This is a genomic window from Micromonospora mirobrigensis (genome assembly GCF_900091555.1).
GTDB classification, from domain to species: Bacteria; Actinomycetota; Actinomycetes; order Mycobacteriales; family Micromonosporaceae; genus Micromonospora; species Micromonospora mirobrigensis.
Genome location: NZ_FMCX01000003.1, coordinates 540117 through 566192 on the forward strand (window position 1 = coordinate 540117; position 26076 = coordinate 566192).

Annotated in this window: 25 protein-coding genes; 10 read left to right on the top strand and 15 right to left on the bottom strand. The window is 75.5% G+C overall.

The genetic code is table 11. From position 1 onward, the window contains the following. Positions 1 to 20 precede the first annotated feature (20 nt). The 6 genes from GA0070564_RS13635 to tsaB form a co-directional block, all read right to left on the bottom strand. Positions 21 to 1766, bottom strand: coding sequence for an ABC transporter ATP-binding protein (locus GA0070564_RS13635; RefSeq protein ID WP_091608716.1), 1746 nt, complete (start codon positions 1764 to 1766; stop codon positions 21 to 23). Beyond that, entirely contained in the window at positions 1763 to 3469 is a 1707-nt protein-coding gene (locus GA0070564_RS13640; protein WP_091608719.1) for an ABC transporter ATP-binding protein, read from the bottom strand. Before GA0070564_RS13640 ends, GA0070564_RS13635 begins: the two co-directional genes overlap by 4 nt. A 69-nt stretch (positions 3470 to 3538) precedes the next feature. Further along, a complete protein-coding gene (locus tag GA0070564_RS13645) occupies positions 3539 to 3793 on the bottom strand; it encodes a hypothetical protein (RefSeq protein ID WP_091608722.1) in 255 nt (84 codons plus the stop codon). A gap of 22 nt (positions 3794 to 3815) precedes the next feature. Next, positions 3816 to 4862 (bottom strand): tRNA (adenosine(37)-N6)-threonylcarbamoyltransferase complex transferase subunit TsaD, encoded by a 1047-nt coding sequence (gene tsaD, locus GA0070564_RS13650; protein WP_091608724.1) that lies wholly within the window; start codon positions 4860 to 4862, stop codon positions 3816 to 3818. A gap of 6 nt (positions 4863 to 4868) precedes the next feature. After that, on the bottom strand, positions 4869 to 5321 hold the full coding sequence (gene rimI, locus GA0070564_RS13655; RefSeq protein ID WP_245669964.1) for a ribosomal protein S18-alanine N-acetyltransferase: 453 nt from the start codon (positions 5319 to 5321) through the stop codon (positions 4869 to 4871). Further along, complete coding sequence (gene tsaB / locus GA0070564_RS13660; RefSeq protein WP_091608726.1) at positions 5318 to 5995, bottom strand: tRNA (adenosine(37)-N6)-threonylcarbamoyltransferase complex dimerization subunit type 1 TsaB; 678 nt, start codon at positions 5993 to 5995, stop codon at positions 5318 to 5320. Before tsaB ends, rimI begins: the two co-directional genes overlap by 4 nt. 215 nt (positions 5996 to 6210) lie before the next feature. Between tsaB and GA0070564_RS13665 the strand changes: the two genes are divergently transcribed. Beyond that, on the top strand, positions 6211 to 6924 hold the full coding sequence (locus tag GA0070564_RS13665; RefSeq protein WP_091608728.1) for a helix-turn-helix domain-containing protein: 714 nt from the start codon (positions 6211 to 6213) through the stop codon (positions 6922 to 6924). A 36-nt stretch (positions 6925 to 6960) separates the two neighbouring features. Here GA0070564_RS13665 and ung read toward each other — a convergent pair whose 3' ends face one another. After that, on the bottom strand, positions 6961 to 7662 hold the full coding sequence (gene ung / locus GA0070564_RS13670; protein WP_091608730.1) for a uracil-DNA glycosylase: 702 nt from the start codon (positions 7660 to 7662) through the stop codon (positions 6961 to 6963). A gap of 132 nt (positions 7663 to 7794) precedes the next feature. On the opposite strand from ung, the gene GA0070564_RS13675 reads away from it, so the two are divergent. Together GA0070564_RS13675 and GA0070564_RS13680 are read left to right on the top strand one after the other, a co-directional pair. Continuing rightward, positions 7795 to 8007, top strand: a complete 213-nt coding sequence (locus tag GA0070564_RS13675) for a type II toxin-antitoxin system HicB family antitoxin (protein ID WP_091608733.1) — start codon at positions 7795 to 7797, stop codon at positions 8005 to 8007. Continuing rightward, positions 8004 to 8228: a type II toxin-antitoxin system HicA family toxin gene (locus GA0070564_RS13680; protein WP_091608738.1), complete on the top strand. Its 225-nt coding sequence runs from the start codon at positions 8004 to 8006 to the stop codon at positions 8226 to 8228. The genes GA0070564_RS13675 and GA0070564_RS13680 overlap by 4 nt, the downstream gene beginning before the upstream one ends. A 9-nt stretch (positions 8229 to 8237) precedes the next feature. Here the strand turns inward: GA0070564_RS13680 and tsaE are convergent, their stop codons facing one another. Genes tsaE through GA0070564_RS13705 form a run of 5 tightly spaced genes read right to left on the bottom strand, consistent with a single transcriptional unit; the run spans position 8238 to position 12864 of the window. Beyond that, entirely contained in the window at positions 8238 to 8720 is a 483-nt protein-coding gene (tsaE, locus tag GA0070564_RS13685) for a tRNA (adenosine(37)-N6)-threonylcarbamoyltransferase complex ATPase subunit type 1 TsaE (protein WP_091608740.1), read from the bottom strand. Further along, on the bottom strand, positions 8717 to 9814 hold the full coding sequence (locus GA0070564_RS13690) for an alpha/beta fold hydrolase (RefSeq protein WP_091608742.1): 1098 nt from the start codon (positions 9812 to 9814) through the stop codon (positions 8717 to 8719). The genes tsaE and GA0070564_RS13690 overlap by 4 nt, the downstream gene beginning before the upstream one ends. Continuing rightward, positions 9811 to 10929: an alanine racemase gene (gene alr / locus GA0070564_RS13695; RefSeq protein ID WP_091608744.1), complete on the bottom strand. Its 1119-nt coding sequence runs from the start codon at positions 10927 to 10929 to the stop codon at positions 9811 to 9813. Before alr ends, GA0070564_RS13690 begins: the two co-directional genes overlap by 4 nt. Before the next feature lie 36 nt (positions 10930 to 10965). Then, on the bottom strand, positions 10966 to 12447 hold the full coding sequence (locus tag GA0070564_RS13700; RefSeq protein WP_091608746.1) for an NAD(P)H-hydrate dehydratase: 1482 nt from the start codon (positions 12445 to 12447) through the stop codon (positions 10966 to 10968). A gap of 48 nt (positions 12448 to 12495) precedes the next feature. After that, a complete protein-coding gene (locus GA0070564_RS13705) occupies positions 12496 to 12864 on the bottom strand; it encodes a holo-ACP synthase (RefSeq protein ID WP_091608748.1) in 369 nt (122 codons plus the stop codon). Between the two features lie 184 nt (positions 12865 to 13048). Between GA0070564_RS13705 and GA0070564_RS13710 the strand changes: the two genes are divergently transcribed. Both GA0070564_RS13710 and GA0070564_RS13715 read left to right on the top strand, forming a co-directional pair. Then, complete coding sequence (locus GA0070564_RS13710; protein ID WP_091608750.1) at positions 13049 to 13345, top strand: hypothetical protein; 297 nt, start codon at positions 13049 to 13051, stop codon at positions 13343 to 13345. After that, complete coding sequence (locus tag GA0070564_RS13715; RefSeq protein WP_245669966.1) at positions 13342 to 15183, top strand: alpha/beta hydrolase; 1842 nt, start codon at positions 13342 to 13344, stop codon at positions 15181 to 15183. Before GA0070564_RS13710 ends, GA0070564_RS13715 begins: the two co-directional genes overlap by 4 nt. Before the next feature lie 22 nt (positions 15184 to 15205). Here GA0070564_RS13715 and glmS read toward each other — a convergent pair whose 3' ends face one another. Then, positions 15206 to 17119, bottom strand: a complete 1914-nt coding sequence (glmS, locus tag GA0070564_RS13720; RefSeq protein WP_091608752.1) for a glutamine--fructose-6-phosphate transaminase (isomerizing) — start codon at positions 17117 to 17119, stop codon at positions 15206 to 15208. A gap of 201 nt (positions 17120 to 17320) precedes the next feature. Between glmS and GA0070564_RS13725 the strand changes: the two genes are divergently transcribed. The 3 genes from GA0070564_RS13725 to GA0070564_RS13735 are packed head-to-tail and all read left to right on the top strand — an operon-like array spanning position 17321 to position 20232. After that, positions 17321 to 17914, top strand: coding sequence for an MmpS family transport accessory protein (locus GA0070564_RS13725; protein ID WP_091608754.1), 594 nt, complete (start codon positions 17321 to 17323; stop codon positions 17912 to 17914). 24 nt (positions 17915 to 17938) lie between these two features. Continuing rightward, positions 17939 to 19135, top strand: a complete 1197-nt coding sequence (locus GA0070564_RS13730) for a pyridoxal phosphate-dependent aminotransferase (RefSeq protein ID WP_091608756.1) — start codon at positions 17939 to 17941, stop codon at positions 19133 to 19135. After that, positions 19132 to 20232 carry a threonine aldolase family protein gene (locus GA0070564_RS13735; protein WP_091608759.1) on the top strand — a complete coding sequence of 367 codons (1101 nt, stop codon included), beginning with the start codon at positions 19132 to 19134 and terminating at the stop codon, positions 20230 to 20232. Before GA0070564_RS13730 ends, GA0070564_RS13735 begins: the two co-directional genes overlap by 4 nt. A 65-nt stretch (positions 20233 to 20297) precedes the next feature. Here the strand turns inward: GA0070564_RS13735 and GA0070564_RS13740 are convergent, their stop codons facing one another. After that, positions 20298 to 20915 carry a PadR family transcriptional regulator gene (locus GA0070564_RS13740; RefSeq protein ID WP_176730665.1) on the bottom strand — a complete coding sequence of 206 codons (618 nt, stop codon included), beginning with the start codon at positions 20913 to 20915 and terminating at the stop codon, positions 20298 to 20300. Between the two features lie 98 nt (positions 20916 to 21013). On the opposite strand from GA0070564_RS13740, the gene GA0070564_RS13745 reads away from it, so the two are divergent. Both GA0070564_RS13745 and GA0070564_RS13750 read left to right on the top strand, forming a co-directional pair. Beyond that, positions 21014 to 23842 (top strand): FtsX-like permease family protein, encoded by a 2829-nt coding sequence (locus tag GA0070564_RS13745; protein ID WP_091608764.1) that lies wholly within the window; start codon positions 21014 to 21016, stop codon positions 23840 to 23842. Between the two features lie 2 nt (positions 23843 to 23844). After that, a complete protein-coding gene (locus GA0070564_RS13750; protein WP_091608767.1) occupies positions 23845 to 24591 on the top strand; it encodes an ABC transporter ATP-binding protein in 747 nt (248 codons plus the stop codon). A gap of 93 nt (positions 24592 to 24684) precedes the next feature. On the opposite strand, the gene glmM is transcribed toward GA0070564_RS13750, so the two are convergent. Then, positions 24685 to 26040, bottom strand: a complete 1356-nt coding sequence (gene glmM, locus GA0070564_RS13755) for a phosphoglucosamine mutase (RefSeq protein ID WP_091608769.1) — start codon at positions 26038 to 26040, stop codon at positions 24685 to 24687. Positions 26041 to 26076 lie beyond the last annotated feature (36 nt).

Consider the following 26076-nt stretch of genomic DNA (forward strand, 5'->3'; position numbering starts at 1 on the left):
GGACCGCGACCCCGCCCGGCTCAGCCGTGCCAGGAGCGCCAGAGCGCCGCGTACGAGCCGTCCGCCGCGACCAGCTCGTCGTGGCTGCCCAGCTCGGCGATCCGACCGTCCTCCACCACCGCCACCCGGTCCGCGTCGTGCGCCGAGAAGAGCCGGTGCGCGATGGCGATCACCGTGCGCCCGCGCAGCACCGCGGCCAGCGAGCGCTCCAGCGCCCGGGCCGCCCGCGGGTCGATCAGCGAGGTCGCCTCGTCCAGCACCAGCGTGTGCGGGTCGGCGAGCACCAGCCGGGCCAGGGCCAGCTGCTGCGCCTGCGCCGGGGAGAGCGGATGCCCGCCCGCGCCCACCACGGTCCGCACCCCGTCGGGCAGGGCCTGCGCCCAATCGAGGGCGTCCACCGCGGCCAGCGCCGACCGGACGGCCGCGTCGTCCGCGTCCGGGCGGACCATCGCCACGTTCTCCGCCAGCGTGCCGATGAAGACGTGGTGCTCCTGACTGACCAGCGCCACGTGGGTACGCAGCTCGGCCAGGGGCAGCCCCGCCAGCTGCCGGCCGTCCACGGTCACCGAACCGGACCGGGGGGCGTGCACCCCGGCCAGCAGCCGGCCCAGGGTGGACTTGCCGGCGCCGGACGGGCCGACCATGGCCAGCGTCTCCCCCGGCCGGGGCACCAGGGTCACCCCGTGCAGCACGTCGTGACCGTCGCGGTAGGCGTACCGGACGTCGTGGGCGGCGACCCGGCGGTCCCCGTCGGCCGGCGCGGCACCGGCCGGCGCCGGGGGTACCGGGTCGGCGGCGGAGACCCCGAGCAGCCGGGCCATCGAGGCGCCACCCACCTGCAGCTCGTCCAGCCAGGAGAGCAGCCGGTCGATCGGGTCCACCAGCTGCTGCACGTAGAGGGTGGCCGCGGTGACCTGCCCCAGGCTGACCCAGCCCCTGAGGTGGAACCAGCCGCCGATCAGCAGGGTGGCCGTCACCGGCAGCACGTACCCGATCTCGGCGACCGGGAAGAAGACGGTCCGCAGGTTGAGCGTGTAGCGCTCGGCCGCGTACGACCGGCGGATGTCGGCGTCGCCGCGGGCCCGGCGGCGGGCCTGCTGGCGCAGCGCCTCGGTGGTCCGGGCCCCCTCCACCGCCTCGCTGATCCCGTCGGTGATGTCCGAGTAGGCGGCGTTCTCCCGCAGGTAACCGGCGGGGGCGCGGCGCAGGTACCAGCGGGTGCCGGCCCAGAGGACCGGCACCGCCAGCAGGCAGGGCAGCGCCAGCAGCGGGCCGGTGACCAGCAGCGCCCCGACGATCAGCACCACGGTCACCGCCGCGATCAGCGTCTCCGGCATCGCGAACCGCACCGTCTTGGAGAGCGCGGCGACGTCCCGCGAGGTCCGGGTCAGCAGGTCACCGGTGCCGGCCCGCTCCACGGTGGACAGCGGCAGGGCGAGCACCCGGTCGACGAACTCCTCGCGCAACTCGGCGAGGACCCGCTCGCCGAGCCGGGCCGACGCCAGGTGCGCGAGGCGGACCAGCACCGCCTGGGCCACCACGAAACCCGCGATGGCCAGCGCGACCCGGTCCACGGTCACCGTCGACACGCCCCGGGAGATCCCCTCCACCAGGTCGCCGAGGAGCCGGGGCGCGACCAGGCCGGCCGCCGCGCCCAGCGCGTGCAGGCCGAGCGCCCCGACCAGGGCGCGCGGATGCCGGCGCACCAGCGTGCGGGCGTACCGGCGCACCTGGTCGGCGTCGGCGACGGGCAGCGCGGTGCTCACGCCTCCTCCTCCCGGCTCACCGCGGCCGCGTAACGCGGCTCGGCGGCGAGCAGCTCGTCGTGCCGGCCCTCGGCCACCACCTTGCCGTCCTCCACGAAGATCACGTGCTCGGCCCGTCCCAGCACCAGCGGGGACGTGGTGCAGACCAGCGTGGTCCGGCCGCGCCGGGCCGCACCCAGCCGGTCGGCGATCCGGGCCTCGGTGTGCGCGTCCACCGCGCTGGTCGGCTCGATCAGGACCAGCGTCTCCGGGTCGGCGACCAGCGCCCGGGCCAGCCGCAGCCGCTGCCGCTGGCCGCCGGAGAACTCCCGGCCCCGCTCGGCCACCCGGCTGTCCAGGCCGTCGGGCAGGCCGGCCACCACGTCGGTGGCGCTCGCCGCGACCAGCGCCGCCTCGACGGCGGCCCGGTCGCCGCGGTCGTGCGGGTCCAGCTCCGCGAGCAGCGGGCCGGTGAACAGGTGCGCGTCGTTGTCGGCCACCAGGATCCGCTCGCGCACCGTCGCCAGCGCCACCTCCCGCAGCGGTACGCCGTGCAGCGTGACGTCGCCGTCGACGTACCGGCCGAGCCGGTCGGCGATCTCGGCGGCGTCGGCCGGGTCGGTCGCCGCCAGCGCGGTGAACGTGCCGGGGCGCAGCACCAGCCCCGACCGCTCGTCGACCAGCTCGCCCGGCCCGTCGGGCAGCGGCACCGGCCGGGCCGGCTCGGCCAGCTCCGGGGCGAGGCGCAGCAGCCGGACCACCCGGCGGGCGGCCACGTGGCCCCGGGTCAGCTTGTCGGCCGCCTCGGTGAGGTTGCGCAGCGGGCTGACCAGGAACGCGGTGTAGCCGTAGAAGGCGACGAGCTGACCGGCGCTGAGCTCACCGCGCAACGCGAACCGGGCCCCCAGCCAGGTCACCAGCACCAGGAACGCACCGGGGAGCAGGATCTGCGCCGCCTGGAGCAGCGCCTCCACCCGGGCCACCCGCAGGCCGTCGGCGCGCAACCGCTGGGACTGTTCGCGGTACCGGGCCGACAGCACCGGTTCGCCGCCCACCCCGCGCAGCACCCGCAGCCCGGAGACGATGTCCCCGGCCCGCGCGGTGAGCCGCCCCTCGGAGTCCCGGTACGCCTGCTGCTGCCGGTGCAGCGGCCGGATCAGCAACCCGACCAGCCCCATCAGCAGCGGTACGCCGAGCACCACGACCAGCCCGAGCGGCACCGACGCGGTGAGCAGGATCGCCGCGACGGTGGCGATGGCGACCACCGAACCGGTGCCCCGGGCGGTGATGTCCACGGCGTGGCCGATCTGGCCGATGTCGGCCGTACCGATGGCGACCACCTCACCGGCGGCGACCCGGCGGGGCAGCGCGGCGCCGAGCCGGTTGGTCGCCTCCACGGTGAGCTGCACCGTCCGGTACGCGGCGGCGAGCCAGTTGTGCACCGCGCAGCGGTGCCGCAACACCCCGGCGACCGCCTGGAGCACGCCCAGCCCGAAGAGGGTGGCGGCCCAGGTGACCAGCGCATCCGGGTCGCGGTGGGTGAGGCCGGCGTCGATCGCCCGACCCACGGCCGCGGGCATCAGCGCCTGGGCCACCATCCAGACGACACCCAGCGCGATGCCGCTGCCGAAGAGCATGGGGTGCCGGCCGGCCAGCCACACCAGGTAGCGGGTGGCGGACCGGTCGTCGGGGGTGCCGGGATCACCGGCCGGTGAGAAGCGCATGACTCCTCGACGCTAGGTCCCCGGCCTGCCTCGACGCGAACGAATTCCGGCCCGGGCGGGCCGCCGGGGTCAGCGGTCGACCTGGGTGAAGTCCCAGGAGTGCGGCGGGCGGGCGAGCAGCGTGGCCGGCGGGTCGGGCAGCTCGCGCGGGCTGCTCCGCCACTTGGAGATCACCACCACCCGGTGGTCGGTGGAGGAGAAGACCTCGCTGGACAGGTGCAGCGGGTCGTGCTCGAACTCGGGCAGCGCCGTGTCGCAGACCCAGGTGACCAGGTCGGCGAGGCCGTACGACTCGGCCCGCGCCTCCCACATCCGGACGATCACAGCCGCCACCCCTCCCTCGCCGTCACACGCTCACCGTGGTCAGTGGCAGCGCCGAGTCGGCCGGCAGGTCCAGCCGGCTCGGTGCGACACCGGAGGCGACCAGGTGCGAGCCGAGCGCGGCCACCATCGCGCCGTTGTCGGTGCAGAGCTTCGGCCGGGGCACCCGGACCCGGATGCCGTGCTTGCCGGCCCGCTGCTCGGCCATCGCCCGCAGCCGGGAGTTCGCCGCCACCCCGCCGCCGATCACCAGCGTGTCGATGCCGTCGGCCCGGCATGCGGCCAGCGCCTTGGTGACGAGCACGTCGCAGACCGCCTCCTGGAAGGAGGCCGCCACGTCGGCCACCGGCACCGCCTCGCCGGCCCGCTGCCGCCCCTCCACCCAGCGGGCGACGGCCGTCTTCAGGCCGGAGAAGGAGAAGTCGTAGCGGTGGGCGGCGAGGTCCTTGGCGGCGGTGAGGCCGCGCGGGAAGGCGATCGACGCCGGGTCGCCGGCCCGGGCCTCCCGGTCGATGTACGGTCCGCCGGGGAACGGCAGGCCGAGCAGCCGGGCCACCTTGTCGAAGGCCTCCCCGGCGGCGTCGTCGATGGTGGCGCCGAGCGGCGTCACCCCGGTCGCCAGGTCGTCGACCCGCAGCAGGGAGGAGTGGCCGCCGGAGACCAGCAGGGCGATCGCCGGCTCGGGCAGCGGCCCGTGTTCCAGGGTGTCGACGGCCACGTGCGCGGCGAGGTGGTTGACCCCGTACACCGGCTTCTCGGCGGCCAGCGCGTAGCCCTTCGCCGCCGCCACGCCGACCAGCAGCGCGCCGGCCAGGCCGGGACCGGAGGTGACGGCGATGGCGTCGATGTCGGCGAGGGTCACCCCCGCCTCCTTCAGCGCCCGGTCCATGGTCGGCACGATCGCCTCCAGGTGGGCCCGGCTGGCCACCTCGGGCACCACGCCACCGAACCGGGCGTGCTCCTCGACGCTGGAGGCGAGCGCGTCGGCGAGCAGGGTGTGCCCGCGGACGATCCCCACACCGGTCTCGTCGCAGGAGGTCTCGATGCCCAGGATCAGCGGTTCGTCAGCCATCGCCTCTCAGTCCGTCCCGCGCCGCATGACCAGCGCGTCGGTGTTGCTCGGTTGGTAGTAGCCCCGGCGTACGCCGATCGGTTCGAAGCCGTAGCTGGCGTAGAGCCGCTGGGCCGGCGCGTTGTCGGCGGCCACCTCCAGCAGCACGGCGGGCGCGCGGCGACGGGCCGCCTCGGCGAGCAGCGCCTCCAGCAGCGCCCGGCCCAGGCCGTGCCGCTGGGCGTCCCGGCGGACCGCGATGTTCTGCACCCACGCCTCGTCGGCCTGCACGGTCAACCCCGCGTAGCCGAGCACGGCACCGTCGGCGTCCGTGGCGACCAGGTAGAAGTGCCCGTTGGCCAGCTCGTTCCAGAACATTCCCGGCGACCACTGCTCGGCGCCGAAGAGGTCGGCCTCGATTCTGAGCACCTGGTCGATGTGCCACCACCGGAACCGCTCCAGCCGGGCGGGAGCCGTCACGGCAGGACCGGCTTGTGGCCGGTGGCCGCCACCGCGTCGGGGCGGCGCAGGTAGAGCGGGGTGAGCCGCTCCCCGGGTGCGCCGGCACGGATCCGCTCGGCGGCCAGCCCGACCAGCGCCAACGGGTCCGGGTAGCGCGGCTCGGCCCGCACCGGCAGCCCGAGGACGTCGGCGTACCGGTGGGCGCCGTCGCCGACCGTGGCCGTGACGGCGAGGTCGCGGGCCCGCTCGGCGGCGACCGCCGGAAGGTCGACGTTCGGGCCGGCGATCCGCTGGCCGGCGCCGTCGTAGACCGCCCAGTAGATCTCCCGGCGGCGGGCGTCGCTGGCGGCCAGGACCGGCTCGCCGGCCGCCGCCGGGTGGCCGATCGCGTCCAGCGAGCAGACGCCGTACGTGGGGACGTCGAGGACCTGGCCCATGGTGGCGGCGGTGACCAGCCCCACCCGCAGCCCGGTGAACGGGCCCGGGCCGAGCCCGGCGACGATCGCGGTGAGGTCGGCGACGCGGGCCCCGGCGTCCGCCAGCACCGCCTCGACCTGCGGGGCGAGCAGCTCACCGTGCGCCCGGGCGTCGACGGTGCACCGCTGGGCGCGGAGCGCGACGCCGTCGGCGGAGACCTCCGCCAGCGCCGCGGTCACCGCGGGGGTCGAGGAGTCCACCACGAGTACGAGCACGATATGCCAGCGTAGTCGGCCGCTCGGTCACCAGCCGTGACGCCCCCACCCGGCCCGCGTTGCTGGACCTCGCCGCGCCGCCCGGGCGCGGCGGGTGGGATCACCCTGCGTCATTGCCCGCCCGAATCGAACAACCGCGACGAGCCTGATACCTCAGAGTCATCTTGATGACTCTGAGGTATCACGCTCACAAACCTCTGCGGCACCATCCGGGGATGCCCGAGACCCGGTTGGCCGCCCTCCTGAGTGACGTGATCCGCCGGCAGCGGCAGCTCCACGAGCTGAACCAGCGCCGGCTGGCGGAACTGGCCGGGGTCAGCCAGGCCACGGTGGCCAGGATCGAACGCGGCGACCGCTCCCCCAGCCTGCCGGCGCTCGAACGGCTGCTGGCCGCCATGGATCTGCAGCTCACCATCGGCGTCGAGGAGTTGGACGCGCATCTCGACGCCCGGCTCACCGAGCAGGCCGCGCGCCCGCTGGCCGAGGTGCTGGACGGTCTCGGGCTGGACCGGATCGTCGACCGGCTCGGTGACCTGCCGTACCTGCTGACGGGGAGCACCGCGGCGCTGCTCCAGGGCGCTCCCCTGCCGACCGACGCGGTCGAGATCGCGGTGCGGTGGCGGGACTCGGCACGCCTCACCGAATGGCTGAACGCCGCCTACGCGCAGCGGTGGAACGCCCGGTGGGGCGAGTACGGCGGGGTGCACATCGAGCCGGAGGAGCCGGGCGAGCACCGGTGGCTGACCCGGCACGGTGAGCTCAGGGCCCAGATGTGCGACGAGCTGCCGGCGGGCATCAAGGTGCGGCACGGCGACCGGAGCTACCGGGTGGTGCCGCTCGTCCAGGTGGAGGCGACCGACCCCCGGGCGGCCGACCTGCTGCGCCGCCACCGGCAGCGACAGCAGGCCGCCGAGGCCCCAGCCGGCTGAGGAGCCAGCCGTCCGGCGAGCCCAGCACCGGCGGGGTCAGCCCGCTGAGCGTTCCCAGTCGACGGTGGGCAGGCCGGCATCGGCGAGGGCCTTGTTGGCCGCGCTGAACGGACGGCTGCCCAGGAAGCCACGAGGGTTCATCGGGCTGGGGTGACCGGCCTCCAGCACCACGTGCTGCGGGTTGGTCACCAGGGCCGCCTTCTTGCGGGCGTACCCGCCCCAGAGCAGGAAGACCACCCGCTCCGGCCGGGCGTCGAGGGCCCGGATGGTGGCGTCGGTGAACTCCTCCCACCCCTTGTTGGCGTGCGAGCCCGGGGTGGCCTGGCGGACGGTGAGCACCGCGTTGAGCAGCAGCACGCCCTGCGCCGCCCAGCCGTCCAGGTTGCCGCTGCGCGGCTTGGGCACGCCCAGGTCCTCGCCCAGCTCCTTGAAGACGTTGCGCAGCGACGGCGGGACGGTCACCCCGTCGCGGACGCTGAAGCTCAGCCCGTGCGCCTGCCCCGCCCTGTGGTAGGGATCCTGCCCGAGGATCAGCACCCGGCACTGCTCCGGCCCGCAGAGCCGGTAGGCGGAGAAGAGGTCCGCCACCGGCGGGAAGACCGTCTGGGTGGCGTATTCCCGGGCGACGAACTCGGCCAGCGCGGCCGTGCGGGCCGGGTCGAGGTGCGGGGTGAGCACGGCACGCCACGCCTCCGGCAGCATGGCCAGCAGGTCGAGGGTGGGGGCGTCGTCGGGCATCGGCAACCTTTCCAGGAGGGCGACTTGGCTCTCTTCCTATCAGCCCACACCGACAACGAGGAACGACAGTACCGGTCGGGTGGCTCGGCCCTCTTTAGGATGGGAGGTCGGAGCACGACTTCTGGAGGCGGCATGACTCGCACCTTGACCGCGGCGGTCCACCAGGAGGACGACTGGTACGTCGCCCGCTGCCTGGAACTCGACGTCGCCAGCCAGGGCGAGACGCTTGACGAGGCCCTCAGCAACCTGCGGGAGGCAGTCGAGGTCTACCTCGACGAGGTTCAGAATCCGACGATCGAGACCACTCCCCTGGTGACGTCGTTCCAGGTCGGACGAGCCGCATGAGCCCTGCGCTGGCCGACCTGCCGCTGCGCAAGGTGCTGGACACCCTGAAGAAGGCCGGCTTCGACCATGTCCGGACCAAGGGCAGCCACGCCGTCTACCGGAACCCGGCAGGGAACGTCGTGGTGGTGCCCCAGCACGGCACCGTGAAGCGGGGCACGCTCGCCTCGATTCTCCGCCAGGCCGGGTTGACGCCAGCGGAGTTTCTCGACCTGCTGCGGTGACCCCTCGGCCTAGTCGAGGGCGGTGAGCCGGGCCGCCCAGTCGCCGCCGACCGGCTCCAACGCGATCACCCGGGTGTCGTCGTCGCGGCGGTCGATGCGGACCCGCAGGTGCGTGTCGGCCAACTGCTCGACCATGCCCTCGCCCCACTCGACCACGGTCACCGAGTCGTCCACCGAGGCGTCCAGGTCCAGGTCGTCGATCTCGGCCCGCGGGTCCGCCGCGTCGCCCAGCCGGTACGCGTCGGCGTGCACCAGCGGCACCCGGCCACCCCGCTGCGGGTCCGGCTGGTGCACCCGGGCGATGACGAAGGTGGGCGAGGTGATGTCACCCCGCACGTGCAGCCCGGCGCCGATGCCCTGGGTCAGCGCCGTCTTGCCGGCCCCCAGCGGGCCGGTGAGCAGCAGCAGGTCACCGGGGCGAAGCAGCCGGGCCAGCCGGCGCCCGAACGCCTGGGTGTCGGCCGCGGTGGACAGCTCGACGACGTGACTCACAAGCCCTCCAGGAACCTGGTCAGCGCCGCGTTGACCAGCTCCGCGTGCTCCAGCATCACCACGTGCCCGCTGTCGGGGATCCGGACCGCCTCGGCGTGCGGCAGCCGCCGGACGATCTCGTCGGAGTGGGTGGCCGGGATGATCAGGTCCTTGTCGCCGACCACCACCAGCACCGGCGTGCCGGCCAGCGCGGCCAGCGCGGGCAGCCGCGAGTGGGTGGCCAGGGTACGCAGGTAGCGGGTCACCGTGTCGGCGGAGGTCCGCGAGTTCATCGTCTCGACGTACGAGACCAGCGCCGCGCTGGGCTTCGCGGTGCCGAAGCCGAGCCGGCGGGTGAGCAGCCAGGCCACGTTCTGGGTCGATCTCCGGGCGTGCTCGATGACCGTGCCGCCGTACCGGGTGGCGTTGTTGACCATGTAGAGCACCGGGCCGCCGACCCGGTTGAGCAGGGCGGGAGCCACCAGCTTGCTCTCCGCCAGCAGACCGCCGGAGGTGGCCATCAGCACCGTGCCGACCACCCGGTCGCCGAACATCTCCGGAAACAGCTCGGCGAACGCCATGATGGTCATGCCGCCCATCGAGTGCCCGACCAGCACCAGCGGCCCCTCCGGGGTGGTCGCGTCGATCACCCGGCGCAGGGTGCGGCCGAGCCGCTCGAGGTCGTACTCGCCGGTCTCCAGCCGGCCCGAGCGGCCGTGCCCGGGCTGGTCGTACGCGACGATCCGGTGCTCGCCGCGCTCGGTGAGCAACTTGCGCTGGAAGTGGAACGTCCCCATGTCCAGGCAGAAGCCGTGCACGAACACCACGGTCGGGTGCCCGTCGACCGGTCGCTTCGGCTCCACCACCTCGACGTGGATGTCGGTGCCGTCCGGCATCTCCAGCCGGTACGACTCGTCGTACGGCAGGTCGCCGAAGACCTCGTGCGCGTACGGGTCGGTCGGGTCGGCCTTGAGCCGGCGGACCAGGGCGCGTTCGCTGACCACGCCCGCCGCGAGCCCGGCGGCGGCCACGCCGACCGCGGCCCCGACGACGCCGGCGACCCGCCCGGCGGCGGTCCGCGGCCGAGGAATGCGCAGCCGTGGAGACCTGGTCATGCCCGCTCGCCGTCGTAGACCCGGGGCACCCGGCTGCCGCCGAACCGGGTGACGATCTCGTAGTTGATGGTGCCGGCCGCCTCGGCCCAGTCGTCGGCGGTGGGACCGCCGTCGGCGCCGTCGCCGAAGAGGGTGGCCACGTCCCCGGCCGCGACCGGGTCGTCGCCGCAGTCCAGGACGAACTGGTCCATGCAGACCCGGCCGGAGATGGTCCGGCGGACCCCGCCGAGCTGCACCGGGCCGACGTTCGAGGCGTGCCGGGGCACCCCGTCGGCATAGCCGAGCGGCACCACGGCCAGGTTCGCCTCCCGCTCGGTGAGGTAGGTGTGGCCGTACGAGACGCCGGTGCCCTCGGGGACCCGCTTGGTGAGCATCACCCGGGCCCGCGCGGTCATCGCCGGGCGCAGCCCGAACCGCTCACCGGCGATCGGCGACAGGCCGTAGGTGGCGATGCCCGGGCGGACCAGGTCGAAGTGGGTGTCCGGGCGGGTCAGCGTGGCTGCGGAGTTGGCCAGGTGCCGGTAGCGGGGGCGCAGCCCGGCCCGCTCGACCATGGCCAGCCCCTCGTGGAAGACGGCGAGCTGCCGGTCCGTGGTGGGGTGGCCGGGCAGGTCCGCGTACACGAAGTGGCTCCACACGCCGACCACCTCGACCAGGCCGTCGGCCTGGGCCTTCGCGGCGGCCTCCAGCAGGGTCGGCCAGTCGGCCACGGTCGCGCCACCGCGCGACAACCCGGTATCGATCTTGAGGTGCAGCCGCGCCGGGCGGCCGGCCAGCCGGCTCGCCTCGATCATCTCGTCGAGCTGGGACAGGCTCGCGGCGCCCAGGTCGACGCCGGCCGTCACCCCCTCGTGCAGCGGCAGCCCCGGGCTGAGCAGCCAGGCCAGCACCGGCGCGGTGATCCCGGCCCGGCGCAGCCCGAGCGCCTCGTCCAGGGTGCAGACGCCGAGCCAGTCCGCCCCGGCGTCGAGCGCGGCCCGGGCCGCCGGGACCATGCCGTGGCCGTAGCCGTCCGCCTTGACCACCGCCATCAACTCGGCGCTGGTGCCCGACCGGAGCCGGGCCACGTTGTCACGGATCGCGTCGAGATCGACGCGCACCTCGGCCTGCCACATGCACCCAGCCTACTTCCAGGTAGATCACCTCGACCGCTACCCGGTCGTAGCGCCCAGCCGGCCCACCACCGGGCGCAGCGCCGCCGCCACGTCCGGCGCGGTCACCGGACCGCCCCGGGCCGCCTCCCGGCCGGCCAGCCCGTGCAGGTACGCCGCCGCGGCGGCCGCCCGGTCCGCCGGCACCCCACCGGCGAGCAGCGAGCCGAGCAGCCCGGCCAGCACGTCCCCGGTGCCCCCGGTGGCCAGCGCGGCGGTGCCGGTCGGGTTGACGTACGCCCGGCCGTCCGGCGTGCCGACGATCGTGCGGTCCCCCTTGAGCAGGACCACCGCGTTCATCCAGGCGGCCAGCCGCAGCGCCGCGCCGACCCGGTCCGCGCCCGGCTCCTCCCCGCAGAGCCGGGCGAACTCACGGTCGTGCGGGGTGACCACGATCGGGGCGTCCCGGTCCCGGAGCCGCTCGGCCATCTTGCCGTCCACCATCAGGGTCAACGCGTCGGCGTCCAGCACCACCGGCACCGGCGCGGCCAGCACCGCGCGCAGCTCGGCGGCGGCGTCCTCACCGGTGCCCAGCCCGGAACCACACACCCACGCCTGCACCCGACCGGCGTCGGCGACCCGCCCGGTGGCGATCACCGACGGGTGCTGGTGCACCACCTCCGCCCGGGCCCCACCGGCGTACCGGACCATCCCGGTCGGGCCGGCAAGCGCACCGCCCACCGAGAGCACCGCCGCACCCGGGTACGTCGCCGAGCCGGTCGCCACCCCCACCACGCCCCGGCTGTACTTCTCCGACGCAGGCCCCAGCTCCGGCCACCACTGCTCGACGTCGGACCACTCGACCACCCGCAGCGCCGGCGACCCGCGCAGCCACGGCCCGAGACCGATGTCCACCAGCTCGACCTGCCCGGCCAGCGCCGCCGCCGGACCCACCACCAGGGCCGGCTTCAGCGCGCCGAAGGCCACCGTCACGTCGGCCCGGACCGCGCTCGGCCGGCCGGAGGCGGAGAGCGGCACGTGCCCGGTGTCCACGGCGACGCCGCTCGGCACGTCCACCGCCACCACCGTGGCCCGGTCGCCGTCCCGCCCGCGGTGCTCGACCGGGCTCGCCGCCAGCTGCTCGGCGGTCTCCCGCAGGCCACCCCGGCCGCCGATGCCCACGATGCCGTCCAGCAGCAGGTCGACCGTGGCCGGCGGCCGGTCCACCAGCCGCCCACCGGCGGCCCGGAACGCGGCCAGCCCCTCGGCGTGCGCCCGACCGGGGCTGAGCAGCAGCGCCGACACCGCGGCGCCCCGACCGGCGAGCCGGGCGCCCGCGTACAGCGCGTCGCCGCCGTTGTCACCGGAGCCGACCAGCAGCAGCACCCGGGCGCCGTAGACGCCGCCCCGCTCGGCGAGCAGCAGCCCGCACCGCCGGGCCAGCCCGGCCGCGGCCCGCTGCATCAGCGTCCCCGGCGGGAGGGTGGCCATCAGGCCCGCCTCCGCCGCGCGTACGTCCGCCACCCGCCACACCGGCTTCATGCCACCCGTCCCCTCTCCCGCCCCGGACCGGCCGGCCCGCCGGTCGACTCAGCGTTCCGCCACCACCATCGCCGACGCGATCCCGCCGTCGTGGGACAACGACAGGTGCCAGCGGTTAACCCCGCGTTCGGTCGCCGCGGCGGCCACCGTGCCGGAGACGGTCAGCCAGGGCCGGCCGTCCGGGTCGGGCACGACCTCGCAGTCGTGCCAGCGCAACCCGGCCGGCGCGCCCAACGCCTTGGCCACCGCCTCCTTGGCGGCGAACCGGGCGGCCAGCGACTCCGGCGAGCGCGGGTTGCCGGAGCGGGTGAACCGCTCGGCCTCGGTGAAGAGCCGGTCCGCCAGCAGCGGCGTCCGTGCCAGGGCCTTGGCGAACCGTTCCACCAGGACCACGTCGATGCCGACCGCCACGATCACGAACTCACCCTACCGGCGGGCGGGGCCGGAGATTAGCCGCCGGGTCCACCGTGGGCAACGCCTGTGGACGACCAGCGCGTACGCCGGTCGCTCGCCGTCCACAGCCCGTTCCGGGGTACGCGGACGCCGCCTAGCGTCGGCTCCGTCGATGTCCGGCGGAGTTCCGCGAGGTGAGGAGCAGGCGATGAGCGAGGAGCCGTTGAACGTCCACCCCGACGTGCTGCACGAGGTGGCCGGTGACCTGGACGGCGACGCGTACCGGCTGGTCGGGGGGCTGGCCGGTGGGCTGCCGCCCGGGCCGGCGCCGGACGGGTGGCAGATCGACGCGGCGCTGGCCGACCTGACGGCGGCGGTGCGGACCTGGGCCGGTGCCCGGGGTGCCCGACTCGCGGAGACCGCCGGCGCGCTGCGGTCCGCCGCCGACGGATACCGGGCGGCCGACGACCGGGCGGCGGGCCGGCTCGCCGGTGTGGGCCGGTGACCGACCCGACCGGCGTACGCCCCGGGACGGCCGTCCCGGCCCGGTGGCGGCCGAACTCCTCCGGGCCGGGCGGCCGGCGTGCCGCACTCCCGACCGCCCGGCCACCGGTGTCCCGCACCGACCGGCACACCCCGTCCCCGGCGGGCCGCCGACCAGCGGCGTCGGGCGGTCGGCGGGCCGGGCCGGTGTCGCCCACCGCCCGGGGCGGCCTGCGCACCGGGTCTCCCGGTCGGGCGGCCCCGACCGGCGGGCCGGTCTCCGCCTACGAACGGCTCTGGTCCACCGACCCGGCGGCGTGGGCGACGACCGGGGCGGCCTGGGCCGGCCTGACCGGGCAGGTGGATGCGCGGGTGGGCGAGCTGGTCGAGGCGGCGGCGACACTGCGCGGCGGATGGTCCGGGGCGGCGGCGGGGGCGGCCCGGACCCGGCTGGACGGGCTCGGCGCAGAGCTGGCCGTGATCCGGCCGGCCCTGATCGAGGTGGACCAGACCCTGGCGGTGCTCGCCGCCCGGCTCGCCGCGGCGAAGGCCCGGCTGGCCGAGGCGGTGGCCCTGGCCGGTCGGGCCGGGGTGGCGGTCGACCGGACCGGTCGGGTCGGCGCCGATCCGGCCGTCCCCCGTCCACCGGAGCGGCTCGGGCCGACCGTGGCGCAGGTGTCCGGGGCGATCGGCGGCGCGCTGGCCGCCGCGGCGGCGGCCGACCGGGAGGCGACCGGCCGGCTGTCGGAGCTGGCCGTCTCCGCCGGGGCGGGCTGGGTGGCGGCGCCCCCGCTGTGGCGCCCGCCCGCGGGTGCGGGACCGGCGCTGGTGGCCCGCTGGTGGGGCGGGCTCACCCCGGCCGAACGGCGGTGGTTGGTGCTGCACGAGGCCCGCTTGGTGGGGCGCCTCGACGGGGTGCCGGTCGCCGCCCGCGACCAGGCCAACCGGCTGCTGCTCGGCGCGCACCGGGCGGTGCTGCTGGACCGGTGTCGACGGTCCCGGGCCGGGGCGCTGCGCGGGACGGTGGCGGCGGTCGGGCAGCGCCGGGCCGCGGCGGCCCTGGCCGGGCTGGACGCGCTGGCCGACCGGCTGGCGGCGGGACCACCGCGGGCGTACCTGCTCGGCCTCGATCCGACCGGGGACGGGCGGGCGGTCGTGGCGCTCGGCGACCCGGACCACGCGGACAACGTGCTGACGTACGTGCCGGGGATGACCTCCGACCTGGCCGGGGCGGCCGGTGAGCTGGGCCGCGCGGCGCGGGTGCTGTCCCGCTGCGCGGCGCTCGCCCCGGGGGCCGGCACGGCGGCGGTGCTCTGGCTGGACTACGACGCACCGGATTTCCTGCCCGAGGCGACCCGCTCCGGCCAGGCGGGCGACGCGGGCCCGGCGTTGAGCCGGTTCCAGGACGGGCTGCGGGCCAGCCACGACGGCCCACCCGCCCGGCAGACCGTGCTCGGGCACAGTTACGGCTCACTGGTGGTGGGCGTCGCGGCCCGGGAGCACGGTCTCGGCGCGGACGCGCTGGTCTTCGTCGGCTCGCCCGGAGTGGGCGTCTCCGAGGCCCGGGAGCTGCGGGTGCCACCCGGCCAGGTCTGGGCGTCCACCGCCCCGGACGACGTGATCCGGCTGGCCCGGCCGCTCGACGACCTGGCCCGGGGGGCGGTGCTGGACCGGACACCGGTCGGCCCGGTGGCGCGGCTGCTCGGCGGGGACCGGCACGAGTTGTGGTTCGGGCGCGATCCGAGCGACCCCGGCTTCGGCGCCCGCCGCTTTCCCAGCGGCCGGTACGGCCATACCGGTTACTGGGAGGCGGACAACCCGGCCCTGGACGGCATGGCCCGGATCGTCCTCGGCCGGTGACCGTCCCTCAGGCGAGGGCGGGCTACTCGACGGTGACGGACTTGGCCAGGTTGCGCGGCTGGTCCACGTCGTGGCCGCGGGCGGCGGCGATCTCGGCGGCCAGCACCTGCAACGGCACGGTGGTGACCAGCGGGGCCAGCAGCGTCGGGGTACGGGGCACGGAGATGAGGTGGTCGGCGTACCGGACCACCGACTCGTCGCCCTCCTCGGCGATCACGATGGTGCGGGCGCCGCGGGCGCGTACCTCCTGGATGTTGGAGACGACCTTGTCGTGCAGCATGCCCCGGCCCACCGGCGAGGGCACGATGCAGATGACCGGGGTGCCCTGGTCGATCAGCGCGATCGGGCCGTGCTTCAGCTCGCCGGCCGCGAAGCCCTCGGCGTGCATGTACGCCAGCTCCTTGAGCTTCAGCGCGCCCTCCAGGGCCACCGGGTAGCCGACGTGCCGGCCGATGAAGAGCACTGTCGGCTCGGCGGCCAGCTCCCGGGCCAGCTCGCGGACCGGCTCGATGCGGTCCAGCAGCTCCCGCAGCTTGCCCGGCATCTCCTGAAGCTGGGCGACGACGGCGCCCACCTCGTCGGCGAACTTGATGCCACGCACCTGGGCCAGGTGCAGGCCGATCAGATAGCAGGCGACGAGCTGGGTGAGGAACGCCTTGGTGGAGGCGACCGCGATCTCCGGCCCGCCGTGGGTGTAGAGGACGGCGTCGGACTCGCGGGGGATGGTGGAGCCGTTGGTGTTGCAGATGGCCAGCACCCGGGCCTTCTGCTCCTTGGCGTGCCGCAGCGCCATCAGGGTGTCCATGGTCTCGCCGGACTGCGAGATGACCACGATCAGGGTGGACCGGTCGAGGACCGGGTCGCGGTAGCGGAACTCGCTGGCCAGCTCCACCTCGCAGGGGATCCGGGTCCAGTGCTCGATGGCGTACTTGGCGACCAGGCCGGAGTGGTAGGCGGTGCCGCAGGCGACGATGAAGATCTTGTCGATGTCGCGCAGGTCCTGGTCGCTGAGGCGGACCTCGTCGAGGGCGATCTCACCGGTCTCGGTGAGCCGACCGAGCAGGGTGTCGGCGACGGCCTGCGGCTGCTCCTCGATCTCCTTGAGCATGAACCAGTCGTAGCCGCCCTTCTCGGCGGCCGACGAGTCCCAGTCGATGTGGAAGTCCTTGCCGGCGGCGGGCTGCCCGGCGAAGTCGGTGATCTCGATGGCGTCCGGGGTGATCAGGACGATCTGGTCCTGGCCCAGCTCGACCGCCTCGCGGGTGTGCTCGATGAACGCGGACACGTCGCTGGCCAGGTAGTTCTCGCCGTCGCCGCGGCCGACCACCAGCGGCGAGTTGCGCCGGGCGCCGACCACCGCGCCGGGGACACCGGCGTCCACGGCGAGCAGGGTGAAGGCGCCCTCCAGCCGCTGGCAGACCCGCCGCATGGCGGAGACGAGCAGCTGCGGGCCGTCGACCTCGCCGGCGGCCCGGAGGTCGGCCAGCGCCCGGCCGAGCAGGTGTGCGGCGCACTCGGTGTCGGTGTCGCTGGTGAACTCCACGCCATCGGCCTCCAGCTCGGCGCGGAGCTTGGCGAAGTTCTCGATGATGCCGTTGTGGATCACCGCGACCCGCCCGTCCGGGGCGACGTGCGGGTGGGCGTTGCGGTCGGTGGGCCCGCCGTGGGTGGCCCAGCGGGTGTGGCCGATGCCGGTGGTGCCGTCGCCGATGTTGATCGGGCTGGCCGCGCAGGACTCGGGATCGGCGGCGGCGCGTTCGGCGAGCACCTTCTCCAGGTTGGCCAACCGGCCGGCCTTCTTCTCGGTCAGCAGCACGTCGTCGCAGACGACCGCCACGCCGGCCGAGTCGTAGCCGCGGTACTCGAGTCGCCGCAGCCCGTCGAGCACGATGCCCAGCGCCGGGCGCGCGCCGGCGTAACCCACGATTCCACACATGGTCGCCAGCGTAACCGAGTTTCGCTCACGCGTGGTGCGCAAAAGCGGGGGTATCGATCACAGCATTTGAGCGATGGGGGCGTCGGTGGGCATCTCCGGGGCAAAACGGTCCGGTCGGGGAACCGGCAACGGGGTGGTCGAGCGAGGGTCGGATGCGGAAGGATGTCCCGGTTCCCCCGTGCACGTCCGGAAGGCCGCCCGATGTCCGACCCCACCCCGCCACCGTCCCGCCGGCCACCGGCCGAGGGCCCCCGGGACGACTGGGCCGACCTGCGCGGCTCATCGACCGAACACCCCTTCACCGGACCGGCGCGAACCTCCGCGCGCCGGGTCCTGCGCGGCCTGGTCGCCGGCCTGGCCGCCGCCGTGGCCGCGATCACCTTCCTGCACCGGCAGGGCGTCTGGACCACCCCTGCGGCGGAGCCGGCCCCGGCCGTCACCGCCGACCCCCTGCCCGGCCCGACGGGCGGCGGCGGCCCGGTGCTGGGCGGTGGCGGCGCGGCGCCGAGTGGCTCCGCCGCGCACACCGTGGTCTTCGAGCTGACCGGCGAGGGACCGGCCAGCGTCCTCTACTGGGTCGAGGGCGGCACACCGCAGAACGTCGAGACCCGCCGGCTGCCCTGGCGGGCGGAGCTGGGCGCGGCGGCGGGCGTCGGCGCCACCATGCTGGCCAGCCGGGAACGCGGCGGTGGGACGATCCGCTGCCGGCTGCTGGTGGACGGGGTGGAGCGGGCCCGGGACACGGCAGGCGGGGCCGTGCCGGTCGCCGACTGCAGCGCCAGGATGACCGGGTGAGCCCTGGCCCGTAGGCTGGCCGGCGTGACGACGACCGCGAATGTCGATCCGTTGGTGGCCCGGATGCGCCCGTTCGGGACGACCGTCTTCGCCGAGATGTCCGCGCTCGCGGTCCGCACCGGCGCGGTCAACCTCGGCCAGGGCTTCCCGGACAGCGACGGCCCACCGGAGATGCTCGCCGCCGCCGCCGAGGCGCTGCGCGGCGGACAGAACCAGTACCCGCCCGGCCCGGGCGTCCCCGCGCTGCGCACGGCGGTCGCCGCGCACCAGCACCGGTTCTGGGGACTGGAGTACGACCCGGACGGCGAGATCGTGGTCACCGCTGGCGCCACCGAGGCGGTCGCCGCCAGCATCCTGGCCCTCTGCGAGCCGGGTGACGAGGTGCTCTGCTTCGAGCCGTACTACGACTCGTACGCCGCCTCGATCGCCCTGGCCGGCGCGGTCCGCCGGCCGGTGACGCTGCGCCCCGCGGCCGACGGCCGGTACGCCTTCGACCCGGCCGAGCTGCGCGCCGCGTTCGGGCCGCGGACCCGACTGGTGCTGCTGAACTCGCCGCACAACCCGACCGGCAAGGTCTTCACGCCGCAGGAGCTGGCCCTGGTCGCCGAGCTGTGCCAGGAGCACGGCGCGTACGCGGTCACCGACGAGGTGTACGAGCACCTGGTCTTCACCGACGCGGCCGCGCCGCACGTGCCGCTGGCCACGCTGCCCGGGATGCGGGAGCGGACGCTGCGGATCTCCTCGGCGGGCAAGACGTTCTCCTGCACGGGCTGGAAGGTCGGCTGGGTGAGCGGGCCCGCGCCGCTGGTCTCGGCGGTGCTGCGGGTCAAGCAGTTCCTCACCTTCGTCAACGCCGCGCCGCTGCAACCGGCGGTGGCGGTGGCCCTCGGGCTGGGCGACGACTACTTCACCGGCTTCCGGGACGACATGCAGGCCCGGCGTGACCTGCTCGTCGCCGGGTTGACCGACGCCGGCTTCGGGGTGCTCGCCCCGGAGGGGACATACTTCGTGACCGCCGACGTGACGCCGCTGGGCGGCCGGGACGGGATGGAATTCTGCCGGTCGCTGCCGGAGCGGTGCGGGGTGGTGGCGGTGCCCACCCAGGTCTTCTACGACGACCCGGCGGCGGGCCGGCGGCTGATCCGGTTCGCCTTCTGCAAGCGGCCCGAGGTGCTGACCGAGGCGGTGACCCGGCTGCGCACCCTGGCCGGCGGCCGGTGAGCGCCGAACGGGCCCGCCGCCTGGCGGCGCAGCACGGCTGTGACCGGATCCTCTCCGGCGCCCGGCCGGTCCCGCCGGACGAGCAGCTGGACCGGATCCGGGCGGCGCTGGGCGCCGACCCGGTGGCCGACGTCTACGGCGAGGGCGGGGCGGTCGAGGCGCTGGAGCAGCGGGTCGCCGGGCTGCTCGGCGCCGAGGCGGCGGTGTTCTTCCCGTCCGGCACCATGGCCCAGCAGGTCGCCCTCCGGTACGGCGCGGAGCTGACCGGCCGCGCGGGGGTGGGGCTGCACCCGCTCAGCCACCCGATGGTGCACGAGCGGGACGCCCTCCCGCTGCTGGCCGGCCTGCGCCCGGTACGGGTCACCGACGCCCCGCGCAATCCGACCGCCGAGGAGGTCACCGGCCTCGACGAGCCGATCGGCACCCTGCTGCTGGAGCTGCCGTTGCGGGACGCCGGCTTCGTCCTGCCGACCTGGGACGAGTTGGTGGCGGTGGTCGACGCGGCCCGCGACCGGGGCGCCCGGGTGCATCTGGACGGCGCCCGGCTCTGGGAGTCCACCCCGCACCTGGGGCGTCCCCTGCCCGAGGTCGTGGCCCTCGCCGACAGCACGTACGTCTCGTTCTACAAGTCTCTCGGCGGCATCTCCGGGGCGGCGCTGGCCGGCCCGGCGGACCTGGCCCGGTACGCCCGCGCCTGGCAGCACCGCTACGGCGGCCGGCTGTTCCAGCAGTGGCCGGCGGCCGCGGCGGCGCTGGCCGGGCTCGACGACGCGCTCCCCCGACTCGCCGGGCAGGTGGCGCACGCCCGTTCGGTGGCCGAGGTGCTGGCCGGGCTGCCGGGGGCGCGGGTGCACCCCGCTCCGCCGCACACCCATCAGTTCCGGCTCTGGCTGCCGCATCCGGCGCGCCTGCTGGACGAGGCGAACCTCGCCCTCGCCGAGGACGAGCGGGTGTGGTTCGTGGGTGGCTGGCGGGACACCGAGCTGCCGGGCACGGCGATGGCCGAGGTGACGGTCGCCGGGCCGGCGCTGGAGCTGACCGCCGCCGAGGTGGCCGAGCTGGCCGACCGCTTCCTGCGCCGGGTCGCCGCCGGCTGACGCTGCGCCGGCCGCGCGGGCCGGGTCGTTGCCGCTGCGGTCCGGCCGTCCGCGCGGGTCGACGCTCAGCCGGCGGCCCGGGCCGGGCCGTCGCCGCTGCGGTCCGCCGGTCCGCCGGCCACGCCGTCGGTGGCCGCGGCGGCCAGGGTACGCAGCGCCGCGCCGCCGTCGGTGAGCAGCGCCGCCTCGGCGTCGTCGACGAAGGCGAGGTCGGCCTCGACGTGCCGGGTCGCGGCGGAGAGCAGCAGCCGGACCACCGGGTCGTCGGAGCGGCGGCGCAGCCCGTCGAGGTTGCGCAGCTCGCGCATCAGGTGGCCGCGCTGGTTGCCGAGCACCGTGCGGACGGTGGCCGGTTCACCGGATCGCGCCGCGGCGGTGACCTTGAGGAAGAAGTCGTCGCGGAAGCCGCCGCTGCGCGGGCTGGGTTCGGTGAGCCAGCGGTCAAGCTCGGCCCGGCCGTCGGTGGTGATCTCGTAGACCACCCGGTCGGGCTTGACGGCCTGCGGGTGCCGCTCGGCGACCACCAGGCCGTCGCGGGAGAGCCGCTCCAGGATCTGGTAGAGGTGCCCGATGTTGAGCGGCCCCCACTGCGGGCCGACGGCCGCCTCGAAGGCGCCCTTCAGCTCGTAGCCGTAGCTGGGTCCGCGCGCGAGCAGGGCCAGGACCGCGTGCTGGATCGCCACCGTCTCCTCCATTCCGGTCCGGACGACGTCCGCCCGGCGGGTCTTGCATTGTGACAATGTATCGCGCACAGTGTGCTCAGCACACGGGGAGGCGCGACATGTTCGAGTTCATCTGGCGACAACTGCGCGGCCGTGCCGGTCGGTCGGTGGCGCTGCTGTCGGGCGTACTGGTGGCCACCACCGGGTTCGTCGTCCTGACCGGCGCCACCACCACCTCCCGGCTCGCCGTCACCGGCACGGTCGAACGGAACACCCGCGCCGCGTACGACATCCTGGTCCGTCCGGCCGGCGCCCGCAGCCCGCTGGAGGCGCAGCGCCGGCTGGTCCGCCCCAACTACCTCTCCGGCCTCTTCGGCGGCATCACCACCACCCAGTACGACCAGGTCAAGGAGCTGGGCGGCGTCGAGGTGGCGGCCCCGATCGCCATGCTGGGCTACTCCACCTCGCGGGTGCCGCTGGACTTCGACGTCACCGACGCCGTGGACCCACGGCTGGACCGTCAGCTGATCCGGGTCGAGCCGACCTACGTGGCCGAACGCGGCCTCTCCACCACGCGGGCCAAACCCAGCTACGTGTACGTCACCCGGCACCCGGTGCTGCACGCCCGGCTGGACCAGTGGGGCTCCGCGAAGGATGTGCCCTACTCCGACGGCCGGTCCTACCCGCCGGACGAGGTCTGCGGACCGGCGCCCCGGGAGGTGCTGCCGGACGGCAGCACCCGGGTGATCTGCGCCCCGCAGTTCGGGCTGCTCGGCAACACCGCGACGCTCTCCGAACGCGACTTCTGGACCATCGACGCCGTGCGGATGCTGCCGAACGGGAAGTTCGAGACCGCCGAGACGGTGACCGCCGCCGACTCCGGTCGGCGCGCCGCCACCGACCGACTCGTCCTGACCCGTGACCTGACCGTGCCGTTCCTGCTCGCCGCCGTCGACCCGGCCGCCGAGAACCGGCTCGTCGGCCTGGACGCGGCGGTGGTGGGCGGGCGCGGCCTGCGGGCCGGCGACGCGGTCACCGAGGAACGCCAGCCGAACCTGGTCACTCGTACCGCCCCGGTGCTCGCCACCGGCCGGCCCTTCTTCGACGGCACGGTGAAGGCCCGCTACGAACGACTGCTGGACGCCCGGCCGATCGCCACCCCCGCCATCGACCTGGAACGCGCCCTGACCCGGGCCCCGGGGATCCCGGCCGGCACCGGTGAGGTCGACGGGGCCGCCGCCTACCGGGAGCAGCTGGACCGTGGCGTCGGCGTCGACGGGTGCTGCTGGGGGCAGCTCGACCGGATCATCCAGGCCGGTCCGGTCGACTACCGGGAGCTGCCGGACGGCACCCTCGGGGCCGGCGAGACGCCCCCGGCCGATTCACGCGTCTACGGCACCCAGTCGACCGTCTCCTTCCTGCCCCGGCCGTGGCTGGCCGACGACTCCGGCTCCCGGCCGGTCAGCGCCATCCCCCGGGCGGAGGGGGGCGCGCTGACCCGGTACCACCAGTGGAAGGCGGTCGGCGTCTTCGACCCGGAGAAGCTGGCCGGGTTCAGCGACCTCGGCAAGGTGCCGCTGGAGACGTATGAGCCGCCGGCGGCGCCCGGCGCCGACGAGCGCAGCCGGGCCGCGCTGGGTGGGCGGCCGTTGCAGCCCAGCGGCAACCCGGCAGGCTACCTCTCCGCCCCGCCGCTGCTGCTGACCAACCTGGCCAGCGTGCCAAAGCTGCTGGCGGACAGCATGAGCCCGCAGCGCACCGCGCCGATCAGCGCGATCCGGGTGCGGGTGACCGACGTGGACGGTTACAGCGACCGCTCCGCCGAGCGGGTCCGGCTGGTCGCCGAACGGATCAACCAGGTCACCGGCCTGGACGTGGACATCACCCTGGGTTCCTCCCCCGCTCCGCAGACCGTGGCGCTGCCGGCCGGGAAGTTCGGCCGCCCCGAGCTGCGGCTGACCGAGAACTGGTCCGCGCTCGGCGTCGCCTCGGCCATCACCAAGGCCGTCGACCGCAAGAGCGCGGTGCTCTTCCTGCTGGTCCTGGTGGTCTGCGTGCTCTTCCTGGCCAACGCGGTCTCCGCCGCCGTCCGGGACCGCCGCCCCGAACTCGCCGTGCTGGCCTGCCTCGGCTGGCCGGCCCGCCGGATCGGCGCGCTGATCCTCGGCGAGGTCGCCGCCCTCGGCCTCGCCGCCGGGCTGCTCTCGGTCGGGCTCGCCCTGCCGCTGGGGGCCGCGCTCGGCATCGACGTCGACTGGCGGCGGGCGCTGCTCGCCGTACCCGTGGCGCTGTCGCTGGCGCTGGTCGCCGGCCTGGCGCCGGCGCTGCGGGCCGCCCGCGCCCACCCGGCCGCCGCGCTACGCCCACCGGTGGCCACCGCCCGCTGGGTACGCCGGCCCCGCACCCTGGCCGGGCTGGCCCTGGGCAACCTGCTCCGCACCCCCGGCCGCACCGTGGTGGCCGCCGGCGCCCTCGCCATCGGGGTCGCCGCCCTGACCCTGGTGACCGCCGCCGCCTACGCCTTCCGGGGCGCCATCGTCGGCACCCTGCTCGGCGACACGGTGTCGCTCAGCGTGCGCGGCGCGGACACCCTCGCCGCCCTCGCCACCGTGCTGCTCGGCGCCGCCGCCGTCGCCGACGTGCTCTACCTGAACATCCGGGACCGGGCCGCCGAGCTGGCCACCCTGCGCGCCACCGGCTGGACCGACGCCGCCCTGGCCCGGCTGATCGGTTGGGAGGGCGCGCTCCTCGGCCTGCTCGGGGCCGGCCTCGGCGCGGCCCTCGGCCTGGGCGCGGCCGGCTGGCTGATCGGCGAGCTGCCGTCGGCGCTGCTGCTGGTCGCCGCCGCCGTGGCGCTGGCCGGCGTGCTGACCACCTGCCTGGCGGCGCTGGTCCCGGCCGCGCTGCTGCACCGCCTGCCCACCGCGCGTCTGCTCGCAGAGGAGTGACCATGGATCCGACCACCGGCAGCACCGTCCGCACCGCCGGGCTGGTCCGCCAGTTCCGCACCGGCAGCGAACGGCTGACCGCCGTCGACGACGTGTCCCTGACGATCGCGCCGGGCTCGGTGGTGGCGCTGACCGGGCCGAGCGGATCGGGCAAGTCGACGCTGCTGCACCTGATCGGCGCCATCGAACGCGCCGACCAGGGCACGGTGACGGTGGACGACGTGGAGGTCACCGCGCTGGGCCGGGCGGACCTGGCCCGCTACCGGCAGCGGGTCGGCTTCGTCTTCCAGCGCTACCACCTGCTGCCCGCGCTGACCGTGCTGGACAACGTGGTCGCGCCGATGCTCCCCCGCCGGGGACGCGCCGACCACGCGGCCCGGGCCCGGGAACTCCTCGATGCCGTCGGCCTGGCCGGCCGGGAACGGGCGCTGCCGGCCCAGCTCTCCGGCGGCCAGCAGCAGCGGGTGGCGATTGCCCGGGCGCTGATGGGCGCGCCGCGACTCCTGCTCGCCGACGAACCCACCGGGAACCTCGACTCCGCCACCGGCGCGCAGATCCTCGATCTGCTGCTCGACCTGCGCGACCGGCACGGCATGACCATCGTGCTCGCCACCCACGAACGGGCGGTCGCGGCGCGGTGCGACCGGCTGGTCCGGCTGGGCGACGGACGGGTGGTGGAGGACGAGGACCTCACCGGGGGCGAGGACCCGGCGGACACCTTCGACCGCGCCAGTCGGCTGCGGCTGTGACGGCGGCGGGGCCGGGTCCGGGAGCCGGCGGCGTGGTCCCGCCGCAGCTCCCCGGGACCCGGCCCCGTCGCGGTTCGTCTCGGAAGCGGCCGGTCAGGCCGCCGGGCTGGCGGTACGCACCTGCGCGGCGATCCGCTCGGCGACCTCGCGGGCGGTGGCCTCGGTGCCGGCCTCGACCATCACCCGGACCAGCGGCTCGGTGCCCGACGGGCGCAGCAGCACCCGGCCGGTCTCGCCCAGCTCGGCCTCGGCCCGCTCGACCTCGGCGCGGACCGAGGGCGCGTTGGCGCCGACGGTGCGGTCGCCGACCGGGACGTTGATCAGCACCTGGGGCAGCTTGGTGATCACCCCGGCCAGGTCGGCCAGGGACCGGCCGGTGGCGGCCATCCGGGCCATCAGGTGCAGTCCGGTCAGCACCCCGTCGCCGGTGGTGGCGTAGGCGGGCATCACGATGTGGCCGCTCTGCTCGCCACCCAGCGCCAGCCCGCCGGCGCGCAGCTCCTCCAGCACGTACCGGTCGCCGACCTTGGTCTCGAGCAGCCGGATGCCCTCCCGGGACATCGCCAGGCGCAGGCCGAGGTTGCTCATCACGGTGGCGACCAGGGTGTCGCCGGTGAGCGTGCCGGCCTCCCGCATCGCCAGCGCCAGGATCGCCATCACCTGGTCGCCGTCGACCTCCTCGCCGTCGGCGGTCACCGCCACGCACCGGTCGGCGTCGCCGTCGTGGGCGAGCCCCAGGTGCGCGCCGTGCGCGACCACGGCCTCGCGGAGGTTGTCGATGTGGTTGGAGCCGCAGTCGTCGTTGATGTTCAGGCCGTCGGGCTCCGCGTGGATCGCGATCACCTCGGCGCCGGCCTCCCGGTACGCCACCGGGGCGACGTCCGCGGCCGCGCCGTTGGCGCAGTCGACCACGACCTTGATCCCGTCCAGCCGGTGCGGGACCGACCCGACCAGGTGCTGCACGTAGTGGTCGGCGCCGTCGAGCAGATCGTGCACCCGCCCGACGCCGGCGCCGATCGGCCGGTCCCAGGCGGTGGTGGCGTTCGCCTCGACGGCCGCCTCGATCCGCATCTCCAGCTCGTCGGGGAGCTTGTGCCCACCGGCGGCGAAGAGCTTGATGCCGTTGTCGGGCATCGGGTTGTGCGACGCGGAGAGCATCACGCCCAGGTCCGCCTTGGTCTCGGCGGTGAGGAACGCCACCGCCGGGGTGGGCAGCACGCCCACCCGGACCACGTTGGCCCCGGCGCTGGTGAGACCGGCCACCACGGCGGCCTCCAGCATCTCGCCGCTGGCCCGGGTGTCCCGGCCGACCACGGCCAGCGGGGGATGACTCCTGTCGGTCTCGGCGAGGGTGTGCGCGGCGGCCACCGCCACCGCGAGCGCCAACTCCGGAGTGAGATCCGCGTTCGCCCGCCCGCGTACGCCGTCCGTGCCGAACAACCGACCCATACCCGCCAACCTCCGATGAACCTGTTCCAGGGGGAA